Origin of the sequence: Brevibacillus brevis, assembly GCF_001039275.2 — a bacterium.
GTDB lineage: Bacteria > Bacillota > Bacilli > Brevibacillales > Brevibacillaceae > Brevibacillus > Brevibacillus brevis_C.
In genome coordinates this window covers 1,017,076-1,036,095 of the sequence record NZ_CP030117.1, presented here as the reverse complement: position 1 = coordinate 1,036,095, position 19,020 = coordinate 1,017,076, and the positions used below count along the sequence as shown (strand labels likewise).

Here is a 19,020-nt window from a genome sequence, read left to right as displayed (position 1 = left end):
GTTCTATATCGTATATGGAACCCGTTTTGTTACACGCTCATGCTTTCATATATTTTTACTTGCACGTATTTCTTCTATTCGGATTCAAAATTAGCGCATCATCTTCCAGCTCAAACAATTTATCCAACAGCGCATCCAAGCCATGCTCCAATTTATATTCCATCTCTTCTTTATACAAAGGAATCAAGAAATAGGCATGAACCTTGTTCCCATCCTTGGTGGGAATGACGCTGATCTCTTCGGATAGCTGAAACAGAACGACTCCATTTAAGCCAGTGCCATCCGCATACGGTACATAGTCCTCATAATTCGGTATCGTATGTCCGTATCCCAACCACGTATTGTACTGGTGAGGAAAACGAGCCATTTGCTTCATCAGCCTGATCGGCCAGTAGTTGTTTTCATCCTGTAGCGATTCTTGTGTCAGCTCCCAGGAAGCCGGCAAAAATATCATCACTTCTGCTCGATCGAAATTCTCTTCCATCTGCTCCTGTATTTCATCCGGGATCGTCATCGGTAAATCACTCATCCCAGTCGTATACAGAACCCAAAATGGTTCTTCTTCTGTAGGACTCATTACATTCACATCAATATGAATCATATCGGAAATAATTTCGTGAAAAACACTGCTTTCTCTTCCCGCAAATACCGTCTCAAAGTGGGCAACAATTTCTTCTACATATTCCATGGGAGCTGGGGGTTCATAATCAGCTTGTTCGTTATATGTGTAAATCGCAGTGCCGTCCCCTGACTTTTCTCCGTTGTTCGTACCGCCGAATAGCTTCTTGAAAAAATTCATCGCAAATCCTCACCTTCTCATATTTAGACGCTGGGTCCTCTCTATTGTATCGGCATGAGATACACCCAACATTTACCTTATCTTTGTAATTCTTGCAAGGGAATTTCGAATCAACTTGCACAAAAAAGAGGGGCGCTACTCTAGCGCTCCTCCCATGTCCTTCTTATTTCAGCACCATATAGTACCTGATCTCCTCTTTATCTACCTCGAATCCAACCGATTTGTATAGAGACAAAGCAGTTTCATTCGTCGTTTCCACCATGAGATACGCGGATTTCAGTTCATGCGATTTTAGATATCCCAATGCTTGTGTCAGTAAAAACTTCGCAAGCCCACGCTTTCTCCAAGGTTCCTGTACGAAAACATCCTCGACTACTCCTACTTTTTCCTCCTGCCATGCCATCAAGCTGGCAGCAATCGTGTCGTTTTGACGAATCACCATGGATGTCCAAAGCGCCTTGTTCTTGTATTCAGAAAGTCTTTCAAACCCTAAAGGAGCGTCCGGCCAAATCGTGGCTTCCAGATCCAAGTAATCTTTTTCTTCCTGTGCGCTCTCCATTTTCCAATACGAAAAGTGAAAGTTTTCATCCAGCGTTAACGCGGGGATGGGTTCTAGTAAATCACGCTTCATCTGAAACAAGCTATTCCAATGGGTATAGCCCTTTTGGATAAAAAAGCGGTTGTTTTCTACTTCGGATGAATCGTTACCGACACACAGCATCGTTTGGTATTCACTTGGCAACGTTTCTTTTACTTGCAAGGCTCTTAGAAATAGGTGCTGGTACACGTTTTCTAGCAAATCGAAGTCATTGTCTCTTTCCGGTAGCGCCTTCAGATTCAGGTAGATCGAATGCTTATTTGCTGCTGAACGTCCAGGAGGGATAATCGTAATAATACTGACTTGCCCCTTCGCCACCATCTTTCCATTTTCAAATGCACAATAGACATTACTCCAATTTGCTTCTTCACCGACCCACCAAAACGTGGCGTTTTCTTTTGAGGTAACGGCTTGATATAGCTCGCCAAGTAACGAGAAGTCTTCATTTTGAAAATTCCGAATAATCATACCGGTTGATAATTGACTCACAATAATACCCCTTTCATCCTCGGGGAATATCGCGGGTTTGCGGGCTACTTACGCGAGTTCCCTATCAAAAATTTGACCTTTGTTAGCATGTACTCAATCACAATAAACGCCTCCTTTAACAATTGTTACCATCCAAATTATCATACCGTGTCCCTCCTTGGCTATCAAACCATTTTTCTATCAGATTAGAATTCATCTTGCGAGAAAATTAAAAACCAAGTAAACTTTATCTCATTTACTGGTGGTATGAAAATTATGGAAATGATCAATTTCACAGGCGACTTCGAAAAAGTTGGGGAGAAGGAGTTTCCTTATGGACAAGAGAATCCCAGAAAGTGTTAGACCTTTCTTACACGACTATACGCAACGACTCATGGCAGAACTGCCTGATGCCATCTACGGTGTGTATTTGTATGGCTCTATTGCGCTGTCAGGCTTCGAGGAAGATAACAGCGATATTGATTTTGTAACGATCTTGCATAGTGGGTTAACGAATGCAGAAATAAAAACGCTCAAGAACATTCATTATGCTCTCCAAAACGCCAACCCACTCGCTAAAAGAATGGACGGCATGTATATCAAGCTGGATGACATCGGAAAAACCAATCTATCCTTGGAGCCTTATCCTTACGTTGACAATGGGACATTCAAATCATCCGGCCACTATGATGTCAATCATGTGACGTGGTGGATCCTCAAGCAACAGGGCATTACCGTTATGGGGAAAAGTATTGAAGCATTACACATCCCTACCCAGTGGTTTGATGTCGGGGAAACGATGAAATACAATGTACATGATTATTGGTCACCGAAAGGAAAAAGCATGCGGAAATTCTTGCTCGATGGATGGGTAGACTTCGCCGTTTTCACCTTATGCCGAATCTATTACGCGCTCATCCATGAGGACATTATTCCGAAGAGAAAAGCCGTAGAACAGGCTCTGCAAGAACTCCCAAATGAATGGCATCTTTTACTGAAAGAATCCTTGCGAATACGCTACCACCCAAACGAACCATCTTTATTTTCGAACAGAATCAAGCGGGCAAAGGAAACCCAGCGCTTTATACACTATATCTGCGAGCTGTCGCCTAGTAAGACGGAATAACACCACACAAAACATGGCGCACAGATCATCCCAAGACTCCACCTTGGACCAAAAGAAAGCTTGCAGCGAGCCGAAGCTCTACGGCAAAGCCGCTTTCCGTAAAGAAGGAGATTTGCTTATGAAGATCATGGAGCATCTGCACCTTGAGCATTTTAGACAAATGGAACAACTCGAGCTTCAATATTATGATGCTGAATTTATTACACCGTACCAAGAGAGCTACAATTGGTATTTGTTTCGTCCCGATTCGGTCGTTGCGATCGAAGAGAATGGGGGCATCATCGCTTTTATGAACCTGCTTCCCGTCAAGCCTCATATCTACCTGCAAATTGCGCAAGGGACGTTTAAAGACAGCCTGATGACGACTGCGGATATTGAAGATTTAACTACTTCTCCCGAGCAAGTCTATTATTTTCTGTCCTGTGTCGTTGTCGATCAATCTTATCGGAAAAGCGCTGCCTTGCCCATGATGCTGCATCATTATCTCGATGTACTGGCTCATGTCGAACAGAGTGGCTGCCGCATCCAATCAATCATCATGGATAATATTACGGAAGCTGGCAATCGTTTCGCTCAGCGCCTTAACATGAAGCATGTATGTATCAGTGACCACGACTCTCATATACATGCCTCGGACTATGAGAGCTTCAAACAACATGTTCACTCGAGTTATCCCATGCTTTCCCGCTGAAGGCTTCGCATCGACTTGATGTGAAGCCTTTTGGCGTACGCTACGTATACAGTGCCATACATTCTCGCAGCCTCTCTTCTGCAAAAGCTCTTAATTCCGCTGGCTCCACTACCTCCATATGTCCGATTATATCCAAAATATCGCGACATGCTCTTTCATAACTGTACAAATTAACCGTCAATTGCTCGTACTCTCCGTGCTGCACAGCGGAAATCACCTCCAGCCTCTCTCGCACGGCCAGCTTTTCAGCATGCAATCTGATCACGACAGGAAAATATTCGACTTCACGACAAGCCTGCTTAAACGCCGCCTCCTGATTCGTCCAATAACCTGCCAACGAAAAGCTCTCTAGAATCCCGAATGTCTCCTCCAGTACATGAACAGAAGGAATCCGCTCGCACTTGAATGTTCGAATCTCCTGCGCTTTTTCACAGAAAGCAACGAGATACCACTCCGTTTTTTTCACGACGAGACCGTAGGGACATACCGTACGTAGCGAGCTGCTCCCATCCATTTTGCGGTAGGAAATGACCACTTTGCTTGATCGCCAAACCGCTGCCCGCAAAACCTCCAGATTCGGTATGACTACTCTCTCTTCCCACCACGGCGTCTCATCGAAATAGAAACGCTTCTTCGCTTTCTCGATATCCGGCTGATAAGTCTGAGGCAGCGTCTTTTCCAGTTTGAGCAAAGCAGACGTTAATTTGTGTCCAGTCTCGGTATCCTGCCCTACATGAATCCCCATCCCGGTCAAATACAAGTGCACGACATCATCGACATACAGTTGTTTCAGATTGACCGTATATCCTTCCATCAAATAAATTCCACCGCCAGGCCCCGAGGTTGCCGTGATCGGAATCCCTGCCTGGGACAGTGCGTCAATATCCCGATAAATCGAGCGAACAGACGTCTCCAGTGCTATAGCGAGTTCTTTTGCTTTCATTTTTCCCCTTGATTCGATCAGTAGCAATATCGCAATCAATCGATGCAGTCTCATCTCCAGCCTCCACTACAAACAAACTACTCTATTTTTCAACGCGACCAAATTGATGACACGATGCTGTCAACAATACAAAGATATCATAGAGCTATCAGGATAGGAGGGATGCAAGATGAATATCGCAGTATTAGGGACCGGCTTTGGTGCGTACCATGCACATCTGCTGAAAAAAATGGATGGTGTAGATAGATTGGTAGTTTTCGGTCGAAGTAAATCGAAGCTGCAAAAGCTACAGGAAGAGCTGCATGTGGAGATTACAGAGCATATGGACGAGATCATGCGCGATCCTACTATCGATGTCGTGGATATTTGCCTGCCTTCACAGTTGCATCGGCAATACGCTGTAGAAGCACTCGAAACCGGAAAGCATGTATTCTGCGAAACACCGGTTTGTTATACGCTAGACGATGCACAAGCCATGAAGCATGCAAGGGACCGGTCGGGGAAAAAGTTGTTGGTGAATCAGTTTATCAAATTTGACCCGGCGTACACCTACCTTCGTAGTGCACATGCAGAAAACAAGTACGGACAGCTTCTCTCCCTCTCGCTTAAAAGAGAAACAGCTCCCTTATGGGGGGATTTAGGCTTGTCCTCCATTACGACGAATCTGATGATTCATGAGCTGGACTTCGTAACATGGCTGTTCGGTCACAATGCCAGTATGAGCGCATGGGGGGCAGAATCATCGGATAAAAAACAGTCCATCGTCCACTCGCACTTTCGTTACCCTGATGCGCATGCTGAAATAGTCTCCTCCTCGCAGATGCCGACCTCGTACCCATTCACTGTCGGTTACGAAGCGTACTTTGAGAAGGCAAAGCTCGTTTTTCAGGAAGCCGATAGCCATGGTCAAACGGAATCTTTCTTATGGGAATACACATCCTCAGGCAAGAATGCCCTCGTTCTCGAACCTGTCAATCCGTATGAAGAGAGCTTGCGTCATGCCATTCAATGCTTTGCGGAACATACAGAATCGATCATCGATGTTGATCATGCAGTCGAGTCCTTCGAGCTTGCGCTTGCTTTACAGAAACAGCTTGCGAGCCAACGCCAGTAAAGAATGAAACCTCCATGAAGCGTCTTTTCATGGAGGTTCGTTGCTTGCTCTTTAATTGATGACCTTGCCTGTCGTGGCTTCTATTGCCCATGGCTGTTCGGAATCCCGGCGGATTTGGTAAGCAAGTACTGGCTCCGCCCCTTTTTCCGCTGGCAAGTACACGAGTTCCAGTGGAGCATGCTGCACAAATTGATCAAGTGCCTCTTCCTTGGAGAGCGTTTTAGCTGTCTGATCAGTGTGTAACCATGATAAATCCGAAAAGTTGCCCGTAAGCTCGGTAACAAGCCCGCTAGCCTGCTCGACCGACACTTTATAAGAATGATCTATGACGGGAATCCCGTTGACCTTCGGGACAAAGGTAAACTGAATGGTGCTAGGCGACTCTTGCGACGCTTCCAATGACAACTCACGCACATCGGTTGGAAGGAATTTCTCCAGGTGGGCTATCGCGAGCGCTTTTGCCTGTTCATAGGTCGTTTCCCGGTGGTTCTTACGTCCATCCGCAGTCCTCTGTGAAAACCCGAGGAATGCTCCATCATCTGTCGTCTCAACGGAAACGCCGTTGCCCTGTCCATCGTTCCAAGAGTATGAAATACCATGCGGATTTACACCAATGAATGCTTTTTGCTCCACCTTTATGTCCAACTTGCGCTCAAGCAGCTCTGCGACCTCATCAGAAGATTTCAGCACGAGTGGTTTTCCTTGTCCCGAAACAGCAACGGATTTTTTCTCTGCTTTCTCTTGGCCGATCAGCTTGCCTGTTTTCGCGTTCACATAAACATCTGATGCTACTACGTATTGAAGGCCTGGTTGTTTCTTTCCTGCATAAACGAGCCGAAGCGTACTCCCCAGTTGCTGGGCTGCCTTTACTTTGTCAATCGTCCCCTCACGATTGGCAGGCTGTGACGCTACGCCACTATCTTCGAGATCAGGGTAAAGAAGCAAGGTCATTTCACCTGTTTTGGGGGAGATGCGGACCATCGCGCTATTCTCCTGAAGAGGAATGCCATTGATGATTTTGCGAAAAGCCACTTCTCCTTGTGCCAAATTCGAGTGAGCATGATCCACTTCAAACTGTTTGCTTTGTTCTCCCAGCTTCTTTTGCAAATAGGCCTCTGCCTGTACTTCCAATGGTGACTTCTCACGTGTTGGTGTGGGGTGGCTCCTGTCTATTGGGTTCGGTGCGGTCTCTGGTGCTAATGTCTGTGGCTGTGGATCATCGCGAGTAATTACGGCAGCTTCTTGCTTCTCCTCTGGCTTAGCCTTACTTTCAACTGGTAGGGAAGGGATAGCATTCGGTGGTGTAGCTGTTATAACGGCTGGAGGTGAGATCGTTTTTTGCAGATCAACAGTTGGCTTCAGCGGTGAATGATAGCTCAGCCACACACCCATGAATACGGCTGCTGCAAGGGAACCTGCTCCGGTGACAACTCGCTTGATCTTCGCTGTCTGCTGCATGCGATACGCCTCACGAATGAGCCTTTCCTTGCCCATCTGCTTCCACACTTGACGAGGTGGGGTGCTCTCCTGCCTGACTTGTTTCAGTAATTCGATTACGTGGTTTTCATCTGGCAAACTCATTGGCAATCCTCTCCTCGCAAGCGTTGCCGAGTATCTTCTGCAACGCCTTTAGTCCCCTGTGACAGTCCACTCTCACTTTTGTTTCTGGAATCGCCAAAATCTCGGCCGTTTCCTTTACGCTGTACTCTTTTATGTATCGCAAAATTACTATGATACGCTGATCGGGCTTCAGCTTTTGCAAAGCCCGTTGAATACTATGCACCTCTTCTTTTGTCTCCAGCTCCTCTTCTGGAAGGCCCTCCGTAGACTTCATGAGGGCCAACCAGTTGTCTGAGAACAAACGCTGCCACTTTTGCTTGCGGTAATGATCAATCGCGACATGCTTGGCGATGGAAAAAAGCCATGTCTTCATTGCGACCCGACCGTCATACCTCGGCAGTATTTTTAATAGTCGTGTAAATACTTCCTGCACCATGTCTTCTGCATCTTCTTGTCTGCCCGTAAAGTAGAGCAAGAAATAGTAGATGTCATCATAGTGAGCCTCGTAAATTACCCCGATTCGTTCCGCCAAATCGCCTGACAAGTGACTCCCCCCTTTCTTATTCGGTTGCTTCTCCTTCTCCATAAGTGTAGAACTCACCGGTCAGAGCATCGATTTCTTCTTTAGGAACGAGTGGCGAAATATAAACGAGCTCGGCTACGTTTTTATTTTCCTCATCCAAGGAGTAATACAGCTTCATTGGATATTTTTCGAGAAATTTCTTGGCTGTTTCCTCTTGTGTCATGGCATTCTTGATGTCCGGCAGCTTGATCGTTTGAGCGATTCTCCAATCTAGTAAAGTCGCTTTTCCCGTGGCTGCATCTATGTGTGCCTGTCTAAGCATACCATCTACCGGATACCCTTCATGAAGCATGGTAAAGTCAAAGTTGTACAAATTTTGATCGGGTTCATATCGATTGGCGGTGACGACCATTTCTTTATCGGTGAGAGGAAGGAACTCAGACATGGCTTCCACAGCAGCCTTTAGCGCCTGCTCTTCGCTCAGCTTTTTGTCTGCCTCACTTTTCCGCTTTGTGTCCAATACTTGATAATTCGTGACCTTTCCTGTCTTGGTTTCGAAGAAGATATTGGCGATGAACTCGTCCTCCGTCGTCCACAAATAATTGCTGACTCCAGTTTTCGGGTCGCTCGCTTCCTGAAAAGTTGCGCGTCCTTTTGTGGGGTTGTATCCTGTCTTAGCTGCCAAGAAAGCCGCTGCCTCTTCTTTCGACTTGATCATTATTTGCTTTGCTTTTGGTTGGAACTGGATGATTTTGTTGTTCGGTTTGGCCGGCAGTTCGGCTCCCATGCTCGCATTGATTTCCTCGAGAGAAGGAGTGTACAAGAACCTGTAGCTTTGCCCATCCGCACTCTGTCCGTAGTAGGGCTTCATCGCAGAAGCAAACATCGCTTCTACCTTTTCTTTTGCATGCACCTTTTTTGGATCAGCGAATTGAATTTTTCTAAGGTCCCGTTCCATTTCAACTGGCTCTGCATACCCGTCGCCTCTTGCCAGATGCTGAATTTGCCCGTCGCTATTGATGGCGAAATTCAGTGTATCATTGCGGAACGGAATCCCATTTACCATTTTGCGAAACAAAATCGAAGAATTCCGCTTGGAGGCCTCCTCGTCCAACTGATAGTCCGCCATGTCCTCGCCATACCATTGCTTCATGAACTCCGTTGCCCTTTTCTTCGCATCTTCTAGGGGATAGGTGGAAGAGAAACCTCCTTTGCCTGTGATATGGCTGAAGAATTTGACTTCACCTGTGTTTTGGTCAACGTGTATTCGAACATAAGGAGCTTTCTTTTCCTTCGTTTGATACTTTTTGACTTCAACCCGGGATGTCTCTGCGTTCATCTCAAATTCGGTGATCGGATAGTCCTTTAGATAAGGCACAACTTGAACGAGTCTCTCTACAGACTTTTCGATTTTCTTGATCAGCTTCTCATCGATTACACTATCGCCTTTGCTCTCAGCCTGAATCGATACGCTCGATTCTGTTGCCGCCATAGCACTGATGGGTGCCGTTACAGCCAGACTCGCTGTCATGAGTACAAATATACTTTTCGCCCATTTTTTCATGGTTCGTCCATTCCTCACTCTTTTTGGATAGTGGGCTGGGGCCCCAGCCGTTTTTCGCTCTGTCCATTATTCGAATGAGTTCCCTTTTTGTTTCAGTGGGGAAGAAAATTTTCCCATAAAAAAACGACTTCCCAAAAAGGAATCGGCTGTATGCGGCCTGTATTTGAGCAATAAACGAAACCAGATGTCACCAATATGCTTGAATAATCACCGAAAATAGACGGTAACGAGTTGTTAGGGCCCATCAAAGAAATGGAGCCGATGGTTCGACCTGAAAGGGATATTATGATAATCCACATAATTCCACATCATGAATCAAATGGAAATAGGCGTGTTAGGCCGACAACTTTGGGCACCCAGGGCATATGATGACCAGTAGAAACAAGGCACAAGGCTACTACAGGAGGTAACAAACTTGAACCTGACATTAAATCGACTCAGTCTGACGAATGTGGATGACTCTGCTGGTGTATGGCAATATGAAGGTGGTAAAGTGTTTGATGGAAATAACCATGTAGCCAATTACGCGAGTACGAAGCGCACCGTGCATCAGGGAACTGAAGCCCAGAATACGGCAATGCTCACATTGACACTTTTCTTTTTTGGTCTCGAGAATATTACTCTCCAAGGAAGTCATGACTTCAGCTCTGGCAAGCAAATTGGAAGCGTTAGCGCTGCTTCATCCCAATTTGCTTCTTCTATTGGTAAACAGTTCACAGTGTTAGGAACTAATCTCGTTATTCAGTGATTTCAGGCGATCGTTCATGAGAAAAGCCGATTCCCCTTTATTTCAGGAGGATCGGCTTTTAAGATTTTACTGGTAAGGGGTATCACCAACAATTATTAGTTTTGTGTCGCTTATATTTTGCAGGAGCCATCCACGCAATTGTCGCCGGATTGCTCGTCTTTTTTCTCGTCGTTCTGCACGAATTTCAGAGCAGGAGCTGCGCTTTCTTCTTCCCATACCTGGTTCAATGCGCCTAAAAAGACTTCTCCTGGCTGCGCACCAGAGACTGCATATTTGTTATTGATGACAAAGAACGGTACACCCGTGACACCCAAATCGTTGCCTCTTTGTTTGTCCTCTTGTACTTGTTCTTTGTATTCGTCTCCTGCCAGCATGGCGAGCGTCGCTTCCTTGTCCAAGCCCACCTCAGAAGCAAGCTGTGCCAGAACCTCGTGGTCACCGAGATGGAGTGATTCGGTAAAGTACGCCTTCAGCAAGCGCTCCTTCATTTCCCTCATTTTTCCATGCGCATGAGCAAAGTGCGTCAAGCGATGCGCATCGAATGTATTGGTCGGAATCATCGTGTCAAAATGATAGTCGAGACCAACACCTTTTGCCATTTGGGTTACTTGGTCATTCATCCCCTTGGCCTGTTCGAGCGGAATGCTGTACTTGGCTGCCAGTACTTCATGCATGTCCATATCGGTATCGCGTTCCATCTGCGGGTCGAGCTGGAAGCTGCGATATACGACCTCTACTTGATCCTTATGCGGAAATTGAGACAGCGCTCCTTCCAGACGGCGCTTTCCGATATAGCAAAACGGGCAGGCAAAATCAGACCAAATTTCAATTTTCATGTTCCATCCTCCTCTATTTGAACGGTGCAGATCAAAAGAACAGCAGACCGTACACTGCAAAATTTGTCGTATGCACATTATACAACAACGCACGGTACGACTATGCACTTTGGAGGCTGATAGCTACAATTTGCCCTTAACGAGTCATGCGAATGATGCGATCACAAATCGTTTCCGCATCTGCTTTGTCATGCGTGACCAGGATCGAAGTCATCTTGGCAGCTCGCAGCATTCGCTTCAAGTCATCGCGTATTTTCGTTTTCAGCTCAGCATCCAGATTACTGAATGGCTCATCCATCAACAAGATAGCCGGTCTAGGTGCCAGTGCACGCGCAAATGCGACACGCTGCTGCTGTCCCCCGCTCAGCTCATGTGGATATCGCTTGCCGTAGCCTTCGAGCTGTACGAGTGCCAACATCTCTTTCAAACGAATCAGACGCTCTGCTTTGGACAATCGATGCAGGCCGAACAAGATGTTTTGCTCGACAGTCAAATGCGGAAACAGCGCATAGTCCTGAAAAATCATGCCGATCCCGCGTTGCTCGGGCTCCACAAACTGCCCCTGATCGACCAACACTTTTCCATCAATCTGGATGCGACCGCTCTTCGGGGACTCCAGTCCGGCTATCAAGCGAAGCAATGTACTTTTTCCACAGCCGCTATTCCCCAGCAGCCCGACAACTTCCCCCTGCTCCATCTGCAAGGAAAAATCCCGGATGACGCTGCCGTTCCCGCTTGCATAACCAAACGTCAGGTTTTTCACTTCAAAAAAAGTCATTTTGCCTGTCTCTCTCCTAACCAGTGATAGAAAATAACGGAGACGATCCCCACTGCAATGATACAGAGCGAAGGAATCGCGGCCTGATGAATTTGTTCATCGCTCGCATATTGATACGCCTTCGTTGCCAGCGTCTCGAAGTTATAGGGACGAAGGAGCAAGGTAAGCGGCAATTCCTTCACGATTTCCATGAACACCAGGATAAAACCAGTGAGCACAGCCCCTTTGATTAATGGCAAATCCACCTTGAAAAAGGTTCGTGTCATGCTCATCCCGAGCATACGTGCCGCTTCTGAATAACGGTTTCCCGTCTTCTCAAACCCCGCTTCAACTGCATTGAATCCGACTGCAAGAAAGCGGATGATATAGGCAAACGTCAACATGAACAAGGACATGCTGAGTACCAGCTTGTTTGCCCCTAAGCCCAGCCAGCTATAAAAGGAACTCAGCTCTTTATCTACGGACATCATCACCGCCATTACACCGATGGACAAGACTGCCCCCGGAATGGAATAGCCCATGGAAATCAAGCGAGTCAGCGCCACAGCGAATATCGAGCCTCGGGAGAATCGGATGACATTCGCTACGATTACTGCGAGCAACATCAAGATGGTGATGGAGATACAGGAGATGAACAGCGTATTGTTCAAGAGCTTCCAGAAAGTCTCGTTCAACACTTCCCCATACGTCCACGTCGCCCAGACAACCAACTGCCCAACAGGGATTACAAACGAAAACGAAACAATAACCAATCCGAAGATTACGGCAGCGTACATCGGCATTCCACGCAATTTTCTGCGTGTGAGCGGCGTGCTCCTGTTCGTAGGAGAGCTGTATTTTTTCCTTTTACGCACGAGTCGTTCGACGATAAAGATCCCGATAATCAACGTCATGAGCCAGGCGGACAAACGAATGGCCGAATCTACGTCATACATGCCAAACCACGTCTTGAAAATCGCCGCTGTAAAAGACTGAATCCCAAAATGCTTCGTCACGCCAAAATCATTGAGCACTTCAAATGCCACCAGACTCGCGCCACCGACGATGGCTGCCTGCGACATAGGCAGAACGATGCGAAAAAAGATATGCGCTTGGTTTTTTCCGAGCAATCTGGCATTTTCAATGAACACAGCACTCTGTTTTTCAAGAAAGGTTTTCGTAATCAAATAGACGTACGGGAACAAAAACAGGGTGAATATAAAAATAGCGCCCTTCATCGACATAATGTCAAAGTAGCGTTGATCGAGCGTCAATCCGAATGTATCGCGAAAAAACGTCTGGATGCTCCCCGTATAGCTGAGCATGGAGCCGTACGTGTATGCTGCGATATACGGAGGAATCGCCAACGGTAGCACGAAAGCAAATGAAAAAAAGCGACGTAATGGAAAATCGTAGGCAGCGACCAGCCAGGCCAAGGTCACACCTACGATGATCGTACAGGCTCCGGTACCGAGCACGAGCCATAACGATTGCAGCGCGTAATCCAGCAGCATGTACTCTTGGATATGCTGCCAGTTTTCATTCTGTTTTTGAAAGAGTCCGAAAAAAATATAAAGAGACGGGAGAAGGGCCAAAAAGGCCCCTATCACGCTCAGCGTTACCCACCCGTTCAGTTTTCGTCTCAGGCTTCTACGCAAAAGTGCTCCCGTCATGCTTATTTCCAACCTGCTTGATTCAGCAGTTCTACCGCTTTTTTGTTATACTCGCCGAGCTTAGCAAAGTCGAGCTTTTGCGTTTTGAATTCTCCCCACTCTTTCAAAAGAGCTGGCTTGTCAGCCTCTGCATTGACAGGGAACTCGTAGCTTCCGTTTGTCAGCATCGTTTGAGCCTCTTTCCCTGTGACGAACTCAATCAATTTCACGGCATTGTCCTTGTTTTTCGCGTGCTTGGTCAAACCAATACCGCTGATGTTCAGGTGTGTGCCTGTCGTTTCTTGGTTCGGGAAGAAGACACCGATGTTTTGCGCAACTTTTACTTCCTCTGCATCTTTAGAGTTCAGCATTTGTCCAACATAGTAGGTGTTCATGATCGCTACGTCACCGACTTTGGCAACAACAGCTTTTGCCTGATCACGGTCTCCACCTTCAGGCTTGCGCGCGAAATTGTTTACCAGACCCTTTGCCCAATCCAATGCAGCCTGCTCGCCATTCAGCTCAATAAAAGAAGCAACGAGTGACTGGTTGTACAGGTTGGAAGAAGAGCGTACCAATACTTTGCCTTTCCATTTATCTGTAGCCAAATCTTCATACGTAGACAACTGCTCTGGCTTCACGCGATCCTTCGCATAGACGATCACACGCGCACGGGTAGCCATACCGATCCATTGGTTGTCAGGATCACGCAGTTCTTTCGGTACGTTTTTCTCTACTTCAGCAGATTGAATCGGTTGCAGCACGTCATTTTGTTTCGCATAGTTCAGAACACCACCGTCAACCGTGATGAACAAATCCGCTTCGGAGCTCTCTCCTTCACGCTTCAAGCGCTCAACCAGCTCTTCTGCTGTACCCTTCACTTCGTTTACCTTGATGCCTGTTTGCTTCGTGAATTCTGCGAACAGTTTGCTATCAATATCGTAATGGCGCGCTGTAAATACGTTCACGACTTGCTCTGTGGCAGCCGGCTCTTGTGCCTTTGGCGCTTCTGTTTGCGGCTGGGCAGTATTCGCGCCGTTTCCGCATGCAGCAAGGAAAGGCAATGTCAGCATCGTACTCAGCATGACCGCCAGCATCGATTTGTTTCTCATTTTGATTCTCCCTCTCTATCGCAGTGATTATTGATAATGAATATCATTGCCAATTGACAAGGCTTATTGTAACGAACAAAAATGAGAAAATGCTGTGAAAATAAAAAAACATCCTCAATTTTTTATTTGAGATGCGGATCGGTTGAAATTCGCTGAACGAAGCGGTACAAAAACAGTCACAGTCGTCCCTTCCTGCTCCACACTCTGGATCGTTATGCTTCCGTTGTAACGTGCAAGCAATCGTTTGGCGATGGCAAGGCCGAGCCCATACCCGCTCTCTCCGCTGTTTCTTGCTTTGTCTACCCGATACAATCGGTCCAAGACATATGGCAAATCCTGCTCGGGTATACCGATTCCTTCATCTAAGATTTCCATACAGGCTACATTTTCTTGCACCATGGCCCTCACGCAGATTCTCCTGCTCTCCCCCGAATACTTGACCGCATTATCCAAAAGGATCAGAAGCACTTGCTCCAGGTGTTCTTCTGATATGGCAAGGATTTCTCCAGCCAAAGGCCCAAGTTCTTGGTCGATCGTAAATGTCGGCTGAATCATGGCGAATTTCTTGATCATGTGACAGACAGCCCGATCCGGATCATGGAGCGCGACATCCTCTTCGATCTCCACATGCTCCGCTCTCGTCAAAGCGAGCAGCTCCTGCACCAGTCCTTTTAGTCTGGCGAGCTCTTGAATCGAAGTCTGCAAGGACTCCTCCAAAACAGCTGGATCATTTTTTCCCCATCGCCGTAGCATTCCCAGATGCCCTTCGATAATCGCGATCGGCGTCCGTAGCTCATGCGAGGCATCTTCGACAAATTGTCTCTGCTGCAAAAAGGAACGCTCCACCTGATCCATCATTTTATTGAACATTTTCATCAAGGTCGCGATCTCATCCTGATTATCGTGAAACTGTACACGTTCATGGAACCCTTTTTGCCGGACGTTGCTCATCGTTTCATTCATCGATTGCAGGGGCTTAAGCAACTGACGCGCAAGCAATCTACCACCCAGACCGCTTATGATCACAGCGGTCAAGCACCCAATTGCCATGACCTGAAAAAGCGCACCACTCAACTGCTCAAACTCTTTCATATTCTTCAGAATCATGACGGTCCCATTAAATTGAAAGATCGTAAGCGGACTGCTCATGATCAACAGGTCACCACGCACCTCTTGGGTCTGGGTGCGAATCGACTGAACAGGCGGAAGCGGTGGCAGTGTGATATCTTGAAAATTTTCCGAGACAACGACAATCGGATTACCCTCTTCGTCCAGAATGCGAATCATCTGGTTTCGTTGATTGATTTTCTCAAGGAAGCTGCGCAGCTCTGCGATGTCCTTTCCCTCAAAAGATTGCTCTTTTTCCAGTGCGTAGTTGAGGAACTCTCGCATCGTTTGTTGCACAACCTGCTGCTCTTTATTAAACATCCACTTCTCTACAAAAAAATATTGGAAGCTATTATAGCCAATGAATACGAGAAAAAGCAGAAGTGACGACCAGAGTGTCAGCTTCCATTTGATCGGGAGCTTTAAGAATCTCGATGGTCCTCTCATTTTCGCATCACATAGCCAATTCCGCGTACAGTCGAGATATAGCCGTCCTCATTGGGCGAATCGATTTTATTGCGTAAATACCGAACGTACACATCCACAACATTGGTCTCCACAGCAGCCTCGAATCCCCACACCGTATCGAGTAGCACCTCGCGAGGCAGGACTCGATTGATGTTTTTCATGAATGTCACGAGTAAATCGTACTCTCTTTTGGTCAACTCAACAGGTTGATTATTTTTGGTGACGATACGTCCCTCCATTTGGACCACCAGCCCTCGGTGCGCAAGCATGGTTCCGGGGACATTCTGCTGCTCTTCCTGACGGCGAAACACAACGCGTATGCGTGCCAACAGCTCCTCGATCGCGAATGGCTTCGGAATATAATCATCGGCACCACTGTCCAAGCCTGAGACGCGGTCCATAATACTGTCTCTGGCTGTCAGCATAATAATCGGCGTTTTTTTCACGCTGCGAATTTTTTGACAAACCGCTATACCATCAAGCCCTGGAAGCATGACGTCCAATAATATGACATCCCATTCTTCCTGCAAAGCCAGCTCGAGTCCTTTATGTCCATCATGCGCGACTGTAATCGCAAACGATTCGTAGCGCAACTCCAGTTCAATAAATCGGGCCATATTGATCTCATCTTCTATCAACAGCACTCTTTTCACGTTTTGCCCACCCTTTTGCCCATGCCGGGGAATTCCACCTGATTGTAGATGAAAATAATTATCAGCGTCAATGTTCTCCTACATAGCCCAGTAACCATACGCCCATCTCTAACATAAGATATGGCAAACTGGATAAATGTAAGGTGGTGTACCATGAACGGATACCAACCATATGAATACCCATACGAATATGACTTGCGAGCCGTGTCCTCACAACATGGGCGGAGAACAGGACAATCCTTTGCCGAAATTCAGGGCGGTCCACTGGCACCGAATCTGAATGGATATGTTGTGTTTACCGATGTCCCCTACGGTACCGAAGTTTTCGTGGAGGTCAGCGGTCTTCCCGCTTTCCAGCCACCCGCTGGCAATCAACCGCAAATCGGGCCATTTGGTTTTCATTTGCATGAGCATGGCGTCTGTACGGTAGGAAATCCGAATGATCCCTTTACCGCAGCAGGCGGTCACTGGAACCCTACGCATCAGCCACACGGCAACCACGTAGGCGACTTCCCTGTGCTGTTTTCCAATGACGGCTATGCACGAATGACTTTTTTCACAAACAAAATCAGTGCAGCAGATGTGGTCGGCAGAACCGTGATCATCCATCAAAGTCCCGATGACTTTCATTCGCAGCCGGCAGGAAATAGCGGAAAACGACTGGCATGCGGATTGATCTACGCTGGCTAACGCTTCATTCGAACAGGAAAAGGGGGCAGCCCTGTAAGCTGCCCCCTCCCATTATTTCAGCTATCGACGTAATGTCGACAAATCAAATGCTGGCACAAGCCCTTCCTCGGCTGCACGACCGAGCAACGCCTCGACAGCTGCATAACCATCGTTACCCAAATTTCTCGTAAACTCATTCACGTACAAGTTAATATGCGCTTTCGCTACCTCCTGGGACAGCTCTTGGGCATGGGACATGACATATTCTTGTGATGCGGTTGGATTCGCCCATGCATGTTCGACAGAGGAGCGCGTCCAATTGGTCAGAGCCTCAATGTCCATTGATTTTTTCGCGATGATGGCACCCAACGGAATCGGCAGACTGGTATCAGACTCCCACCAGTTGCCCAAGTCCGTCATGAGAGATAGTCCGTAGTTTTGATACGTGAAACGCGCTTCATGGATCACGAGTCCCGCATCGATCTTGCCGTCTCGTACAGCAGGCATAATCTCATGAAACGGCATGACGACGATCTCGCCAACACCACCTGGGACATTTTGTGCAGCCCAGAGCCGGAAAAGTAAATAAGCTGTGGAGCGCTCACTCGGGACCGCTACACGTTTGTTGGACAGGCGTGCTGGATCGTTCGCACTCTCGCCAGAATTACCTTGGGTCAAAACGAGTGGCCCGCATCCTCTGCCCAGTGCACCGCCGCAAGGGAGCAACGAGTAGTTGTCCATCACCCAAGGCAATGCCGCATAGGAGATTTTCATTACTTCAGGGCCTTCCCCCTGTGCAGCAAGCGTATTTGTAATATCGATATCTGCGTACATAATATCGAGCTTCGGCGCTCCCGGAATCAAATCATGTGCCCAAGCATGAAAAACAAAAGTGTCATTCGGACATGGAGAAAACGCAATTTTCATGATAGTACCTCCCGTAGTACAGAGCTTCCCTTTTCCAGAGATTCCAACGCATCCTTTATCCGCCAAGCGGATTTATCCCGCGGTCCAATTGCATTCGATACCGTGCGAATTTCCAGAACAGGTCGTCTGGCAGCCTGGGCAGCAGTCGCAACGCCATACCCCTCCATCGCTTCTGCTAGCGCATCTGGCATCCGCTGTGCCAAAGCCGCGGCTGTTTCTGCTGTGCCCGTCACGGTCGATAGTGTAAGTACAATGCCTTTTTTGGCGGCCAAGCCTGCTGCCCTCATTGCTTCCGTTGCCCGCTCGACCAATTCCTGATCGACACTTACCCGAGCTGATCCAAATCCGAGCTCGTCCACACTGCAAAAGCCCTCAGGCGTTTCTGCCCCCAAATCCGCACAAATAATCTCTGTCGCGACAACGAGAGACCCAATCTCTGCTTGTCCCACGAATCCGCCGCATATTCCTGCACAAATGACCAGATCGTAGTCCGTGCAAGCAAGCGCTCTGGCTGTACTCGCTGCGGCTGCTGCTGGCCCTACTCCCCCAGCGATGACTGTGAAACGCTTATCTCCTTGTATGCCGCGCATAACCGCATCCCGTTCTGCGTCAACAGAGGTCACGACCAGAATGCTTCTATATTGTTGTGACAAAATCATTTGCCCTGGCTCCTTTCAACCGCTTTCCCTCTTCCACGTTATCGCT

General features: G+C 47.4%; 19 protein-coding genes. 5 read left to right on the top strand and 14 right to left on the bottom strand.

Translation table 11 applies throughout. The annotated features are described in order from the left end of the window. Positions 1–55: 55 nt before the first annotated feature. Entirely contained in the window at positions 56–799 is a 744-nt protein-coding gene (locus AB432_RS05390; protein ID WP_017250084.1) for a suppressor of fused domain protein, read from the bottom strand. A gap of 163 nt (positions 800–962) precedes the next feature. Then, a complete protein-coding gene (locus AB432_RS05385) occupies positions 963–1,886 on the bottom strand; it encodes a GNAT family N-acetyltransferase (RefSeq protein ID WP_419178464.1) in 924 nt (307 codons plus the stop codon). Between the two features lie 313 nt (positions 1,887–2,199). On the opposite strand from AB432_RS05385, the gene AB432_RS05380 reads away from it, so the two are divergent. Beyond that, positions 2,200–2,991 carry an aminoglycoside adenylyltransferase domain-containing protein gene (locus AB432_RS05380; RefSeq protein WP_048031382.1) on the top strand — a complete coding sequence of 264 codons (792 nt, stop codon included), beginning with the start codon at positions 2,200–2,202 and terminating at the stop codon, positions 2,989–2,991. 118 nt (positions 2,992–3,109) lie between these two features. Continuing rightward, a complete protein-coding gene (locus tag AB432_RS05375) occupies positions 3,110–3,682 on the top strand; it encodes a hypothetical protein (protein WP_048031381.1) in 573 nt (190 codons plus the stop codon). 40 nt (positions 3,683–3,722) lie between these two features. Here the strand turns inward: AB432_RS05375 and AB432_RS05370 are convergent, their stop codons facing one another. Continuing rightward, positions 3,723–4,679 (bottom strand): helix-turn-helix transcriptional regulator, encoded by a 957-nt coding sequence (locus AB432_RS05370; RefSeq protein WP_048031380.1) that lies wholly within the window; start codon positions 4,677–4,679, stop codon positions 3,723–3,725. Positions 4,680–4,794: 115 nt separating this feature from the next. Between AB432_RS05370 and AB432_RS05365 the strand changes: the two genes are divergently transcribed. Continuing rightward, positions 4,795–5,739: a Gfo/Idh/MocA family protein gene (locus AB432_RS05365; RefSeq protein WP_048031379.1), complete on the top strand. Its 945-nt coding sequence runs from the start codon at positions 4,795–4,797 to the stop codon at positions 5,737–5,739. A gap of 51 nt (positions 5,740–5,790) precedes the next feature. Here AB432_RS05365 and AB432_RS05360 read toward each other — a convergent pair whose 3' ends face one another. The 3 genes from AB432_RS05360 to AB432_RS05350 are packed head-to-tail and all read right to left on the bottom strand — an operon-like array spanning position 5,791 to position 9,386. Continuing rightward, complete coding sequence (locus AB432_RS05360; protein ID WP_048031378.1) at positions 5,791–7,320, bottom strand: YcdB/YcdC domain-containing protein; 1,530 nt, start codon at positions 7,318–7,320, stop codon at positions 5,791–5,793. Further along, a complete protein-coding gene (locus tag AB432_RS05355; RefSeq protein WP_048031377.1) occupies positions 7,304–7,885 on the bottom strand; it encodes an RNA polymerase sigma factor in 582 nt (193 codons plus the stop codon). The genes AB432_RS05360 and AB432_RS05355 overlap by 17 nt, the downstream gene beginning before the upstream one ends. Continuing rightward, positions 7,860–9,386 carry a YcdB/YcdC domain-containing protein gene (locus tag AB432_RS05350; RefSeq protein WP_048031376.1) on the bottom strand — a complete coding sequence of 509 codons (1,527 nt, stop codon included), beginning with the start codon at positions 9,384–9,386 and terminating at the stop codon, positions 7,860–7,862. The genes AB432_RS05355 and AB432_RS05350 overlap by 26 nt, the downstream gene beginning before the upstream one ends. A 415-nt stretch (positions 9,387–9,801) precedes the next feature. Here AB432_RS05350 and AB432_RS05345 point away from each other — a divergent pair, with 415 nt between their 5' ends. Next, entirely contained in the window at positions 9,802–10,134 is a 333-nt protein-coding gene (locus tag AB432_RS05345) for a hypothetical protein (RefSeq protein ID WP_048031375.1), read from the top strand. 110 nt (positions 10,135–10,244) lie between these two features. Here the strand turns inward: AB432_RS05345 and AB432_RS05340 are convergent, their stop codons facing one another. The 6 genes from AB432_RS05340 to AB432_RS05315 all read right to left on the bottom strand — a co-directional run bounded on the left by AB432_RS05340 (position 10,245) and on the right by AB432_RS05315 (position 16,719). Further along, complete coding sequence (locus tag AB432_RS05340; RefSeq protein ID WP_048031374.1) at positions 10,245–10,970, bottom strand: DsbA family oxidoreductase; 726 nt, start codon at positions 10,968–10,970, stop codon at positions 10,245–10,247. A gap of 136 nt (positions 10,971–11,106) precedes the next feature. Then, on the bottom strand, positions 11,107–11,748 hold the full coding sequence (locus tag AB432_RS05335; protein WP_048031373.1) for an ABC transporter ATP-binding protein: 642 nt from the start codon (positions 11,746–11,748) through the stop codon (positions 11,107–11,109). Next, a complete protein-coding gene (locus AB432_RS05330; RefSeq protein WP_048031372.1) occupies positions 11,745–13,400 on the bottom strand; it encodes an ABC transporter permease in 1,656 nt (551 codons plus the stop codon). The genes AB432_RS05335 and AB432_RS05330 overlap by 4 nt, the downstream gene beginning before the upstream one ends. Before the next feature lie 2 nt (positions 13,401–13,402). After that, entirely contained in the window at positions 13,403–14,491 is a 1,089-nt protein-coding gene (locus tag AB432_RS05325) for a Fe(3+) ABC transporter substrate-binding protein (RefSeq protein ID WP_048031371.1), read from the bottom strand. A 114-nt stretch (positions 14,492–14,605) separates the two neighbouring features. Beyond that, complete coding sequence (locus tag AB432_RS05320) at positions 14,606–16,045, bottom strand: sensor histidine kinase (protein ID WP_048031370.1); 1,440 nt, start codon at positions 16,043–16,045, stop codon at positions 14,606–14,608. After that, a complete protein-coding gene (locus AB432_RS05315; RefSeq protein ID WP_048031369.1) occupies positions 16,042–16,719 on the bottom strand; it encodes a response regulator transcription factor in 678 nt (225 codons plus the stop codon). The genes AB432_RS05320 and AB432_RS05315 overlap by 4 nt, the downstream gene beginning before the upstream one ends. Before the next feature lie 153 nt (positions 16,720–16,872). Between AB432_RS05315 and AB432_RS05310 the strand changes: the two genes are divergently transcribed. Beyond that, positions 16,873–17,409, top strand: a complete 537-nt coding sequence (locus AB432_RS05310) for a superoxide dismutase family protein (RefSeq protein WP_048031368.1) — start codon at positions 16,873–16,875, stop codon at positions 17,407–17,409. Between the two features lie 60 nt (positions 17,410–17,469). On the opposite strand, the gene AB432_RS05305 is transcribed toward AB432_RS05310, so the two are convergent. Together AB432_RS05305 and AB432_RS05300 are read right to left on the bottom strand one after the other, a co-directional pair. After that, complete coding sequence (locus AB432_RS05305) at positions 17,470–18,315, bottom strand: 1,4-dihydroxy-6-naphtoate synthase (RefSeq protein WP_048031367.1); 846 nt, start codon at positions 18,313–18,315, stop codon at positions 17,470–17,472. Beyond that, the gene (locus tag AB432_RS05300) at positions 18,312–18,974 is read right to left on the bottom strand and encodes a futalosine hydrolase (protein ID WP_048031366.1); all 663 of its coding nucleotides are present in this window, start codon (positions 18,972–18,974) and stop codon (positions 18,312–18,314) included. The genes AB432_RS05305 and AB432_RS05300 overlap by 4 nt, the downstream gene beginning before the upstream one ends. Positions 18,975–19,020 lie beyond the last annotated feature (46 nt).